The sequence below is a fragment of the Synechococcus sp. H60.1 genome, assembly GCF_047462335.1.
In the GTDB taxonomy this organism is placed as follows: Bacteria; Cyanobacteriota; Cyanobacteriia; order Thermostichales; family Thermostichaceae; genus Thermostichus.
This window is the reverse complement of the sequence record NZ_JANSJA010000207.1, coordinates 1-3,436: the sequence shown is the minus strand read 5'-3', so window position 1 is coordinate 3,436 and position 3,436 is coordinate 1. Positions and strand designations below refer to the sequence as shown.

General features: G+C 57.8%; 4 protein-coding genes. 1 reads left to right on the top strand and 3 read right to left on the bottom strand.

What is annotated here, in order from left to right:
- Positions 1–157: 157 nt before the first annotated feature.
- Positions 158–574 (top strand): hypothetical protein, encoded by a 417-nt coding sequence (locus NW852_RS10340; RefSeq protein ID WP_414426715.1) that lies wholly within the window; start codon positions 158–160, stop codon positions 572–574.
- Positions 575–746: 172 nt separating this feature from the next.
- Here the strand turns inward: NW852_RS10340 and NW852_RS10335 are convergent, their stop codons facing one another.
- The 3 genes from NW852_RS10335 to NW852_RS10325 form a co-directional block, all read right to left on the bottom strand.
- Positions 747–947, bottom strand: coding sequence for a hypothetical protein (locus tag NW852_RS10335; RefSeq protein ID WP_414364011.1), 201 nt, complete (start codon positions 945–947; stop codon positions 747–749).
- Between the two features lie 232 nt (positions 948–1,179).
- Positions 1,180–2,580, bottom strand: coding sequence for a 1-acyl-sn-glycerol-3-phosphate acyltransferase (locus NW852_RS10330; protein WP_414372339.1), 1,401 nt, complete (start codon positions 2,578–2,580; stop codon positions 1,180–1,182).
- Between the two features lie 135 nt (positions 2,581–2,715).
- Positions 2,716–3,168, bottom strand: coding sequence for an AbrB family transcriptional regulator (locus NW852_RS10325; protein ID WP_414364014.1), 453 nt, complete (start codon positions 3,166–3,168; stop codon positions 2,716–2,718).
- Positions 3,169–3,436: the final 268 nt, after the last annotated feature.

Genomic DNA, 3,436 nt, shown 5'->3' with positions numbered 1-3,436 from the left:
TAATAGTAAAAAATAAGCCTTGACAACCAGGTTGCCGGACGGGATCTCAAGTTAATTTGACTCGCAGGATCCCTACGAAGTTATCCACCATTTCAAGCCCATCGCCGAAGTTCCCGAGCTAACCCGCGAGACCTATGTGCCCCGGGCCTCTACTCCCTTGCTGGATGCCATAGGTCGCGGCATCAACGATCTGGAAAACAGTCTCAGCAAACTCGGCGAAGCAGATCGCCCTGCCAGGGTGCTTATGGTGGTGGTAACCGATGGCCAAGAGAACGCCAGTCGCGAGTTCCGCAAAGAGCAAATTGAGAAGATGATCAAAGAAAAAACGGAGAAAGACGGCTGGCAGTTTGTTTTCTTAAGCGCCGATCTGGCTGCCATCAAAGATGCCCATGACTTCGGCTTCGCTCCCAGCGCGTCTCTGCTTTACGAGAAGTCCGGCCTGGGCAGCAAAAGAGCGTGGCGCTCCCTTGCGCTGCGCCTCTCCGACTACCGCTCAGCTCGTCTTCGGAGGTTGATGTTCTTTGAGGAAGATCGTCAGCATCCTGACGATCCGAACAAGAATAAACAAGAGTAAAAAAATCTGGTGGAACTGGCCGAGATCCTAGCCACTCCAGCAGAGCTGAGCCAATGCCCGCTCACTGGGTTTATCCGCGCAGGGAGCAGCAGAGGCGGCCATCGGCACCTTAGGAACCAGAGGCAGGGATCCAGTTGACAGACAGCCCCCTTAGAAGGGGAGGGGATCCCTTTCAGCGTCGTCGAGCGCAGTGACGTAGCAACCAACTGGCGGCAGCCCGATCGCCCTCGTCCCAGGCCAATCGCTCCACGGCCACCATCACCATTGAGGTAATCACAGCCTCACTCAGGTGGCGGGAACGCAAGCGCTGCACGGCTGAGGTGGCGGCCTCTAGGTCGCGCCTACGAATTGCGCGGAGCAGCTCATCAGACATAGGCGAAGGCCAACGCGCCTCACTACCTTTCTTCCTGGTACCTTTCTACCGCAAGCGTCAGAAGCTTCCCTTTTCCTTCATTTTCTTGTCAGATAACGCAAAAGTTCGTCTTGCTCCCACAAAACGTCTCAAAAAACATCCTGAGGAATTGTTACACTTCCCAACAACAGGCTGGTATCAGTTTCGGCACAGGCCTTCCCGCTCCCTTCGACAAGGCCAACCAACCCAGATCTCAACCGACGGCCATGGCCGCAGGCGAGCGTGGGATCCCTTGCAGCAGCCGCTCCATCTCCGCTTGCAAATCCTGGGTTAGAGCTTGTACGGCCTGCCGGCGGTTGGCCTGATAGGCGGGCCAGCGCTCTGAAACCGAGAGGGGATCCCCGATGCTGAAACGGGCCAGCCGCGGCCCCAATCTGGGAGGGGCAGCGCCGACGGCGTTTTTGCCTTTGATCCAGACCAACAGGTTCCACAGCCGCAGGGCAGTTTCGGCCAGTTCCTCCAGGCCGGGCTGCTCCGGCAGGGGACGCACGGCAAACACCATCAGGGTCTCCACTAGGCGCATGTGCCAGAGGTGGAAGCTGGCCTCCGAGGCAACGCGATTGGCCAGCCCCTTCTCCAAAGCCGAAAGCGCAGCAATATCAGGGATATCTTCCCGGTAGATCCAGGCCCAGCCTGCCTGTTCGATGCGATGCCGCCGCTCGATCAAGTTCCCCTGGGGCTGCAGGCCAAAGTGCTGCTCGGCCACGCGCAGGGCCAGATCCGATAGGCTTTGCAGACGTGCCCACAGACCTTCTCCCTCTTTGAGGTTGACCCGAGCGGCAGAGGGCAGGGCGGGGGCGTAGAAGCGCTCGTAAAAATGCTCCATAACCTGAATCAAATGCTCGGCCAGGCGAAGCAAGCGGGCCATCAGAAACCCCTTGCCGACATGTGCCGAGCGCGTGGCCGGGAGCTTGCAATCGGCCTCCATACGGCGGAGCAACCTGTCCAGGGCCGCACTGGGATCCCTCAAATAGGAGTAGCGGAGGCCCACCGGCAAGATCAGCACCTCCTCCGGGCGCCCCGCCTTATGCAGATCCTCCACCGCCCAAAAACTCATTTGCGCCACCCCCGGCTCCAGCGGGTTGAGCAGCCCACTCATGCCGTTGATCGTCCCCTCTGGAGCCACCGCCAGTGGGTACTGGCCTGACACCAACTGCTCGCGAGAGCTCTTCAGCCCTGCCCGATCCAGACGGCCCCGCAAAATCGGGATCCCGCCCAGCCGGGGAAGCCCCCAGCGGCCAATGAAGCCCAGCCATAGTGGCAGGCCGCGGTCGTAGACAAACAAAACGTGGGGCCGCTGCCGCAGGCGGATCCCCTGTTGTCGAGCCACCTGAGGCAGAAGATGGGAAAACAAGTACATCAGGCAGGGGGGATCGTCAAGGGTGGGGTGGCGAAAGGCTACCAACAGGCGAATCTTGCCTGCCTCGAATTGCTGATAAAGCTGAGCCAAACGCTCGCCCCCATCTACCTCAACGCGCGGGATCCCTTTGGCCCAGCGCAACCAGAAGGGCAAACCCGCCTGCGCCAAACGAACCACCCAAGGCGTCAATCGCGGCGGCAGAAATCTGAGAGGAGGTTGAACAGTCTGGTACATAGGGATCTTCAGATCTAGGGTTGGCAAGTCAATAAACCCACGCTTCGGATCCCATCTTATGGAGGGTTTGGAGGAGAGAAAGCCCTGCAGTGACAGTTTCTCAACTGGATTCCCTTGCCCAACTCCAGAAGAGGTTCAAGCTCCTGTTGTTTTTTTCCTGCGGCTCCGCGTCTTTTTGGGGGCAGCTTCTTCGTTCGAGGTTGAGTCCTCCATCACCTGGCCGTTGAGTACTTGCTTGAGGTGAATGTGCTTATAGCCCAACTGAATCTCAAACTCATCGCCGGGCTTGAGATTCATTTTTTCGGTGTAAGCGGACCCGATGATGATCTGACCATTCTTGTGAACGCTCACGCGAAAGGTTGGCTCGCGGCCGCGCTTGTCACGGCTGGAAGTTGGACTGAGGCTCAGACCTTTTGCCGCCAGCACCGCATCATAAAACTCATTTAAGTTGACGCGGAGCTTGTTGGTCTTGGTCATGGTTACGTAGCCACAGCGCTTTGCCGTCTCGCGGCGCGGAAGATGGCTCAACGCTTCTACCTTCTGCAGGAGAGCCTTCCCGGTTAAAGGTTGTGGTGGTATATCCAACATTTTCTGATGCCCTACAGTCCTCTCCAGGATCATAACCTCCTGGCGTACTTCTGCAACCAAAAGTTGGGGGCTCTTTTCGAGGTCACATTTTTCTCCTACTACTTGAAGTGGTTCTCTAAGGGAGAAAGGCTCTTCTCAATAGGCGTTCAATCGGTGTTCTTTCCGTGGTAAAAGGTGAGGGGGGCAGCAGAGACTCAAGTGCGGAGGGGGGCTGTAGCTTTTGCTTTGATGGCGACAAAGGCTGGAGAATCGGTATGGCTCTTCGGCG

Excerpts from the sequence above, each read along its gene's own strand:
- NW852_RS10335 (WP_414364011.1), bottom strand. The coding sequence starts at position 947 with ATGTCTGATGAGCTGCTCCGCGCAATTCGTAGGCGCGACCTAGAGGCC.
- NW852_RS10330 (WP_414372339.1), bottom strand. The coding sequence starts at position 2,580 with ATGTACCAGACTGTTCAACCTCCTCTCAGATTTCTGCCGCCGCGATTG.
- NW852_RS10325 (WP_414364014.1), bottom strand. The coding sequence starts at position 3,168 with ATGTTGGATATACCACCACAACCTTTAACCGGGAAGGCTCTCCTGCAG.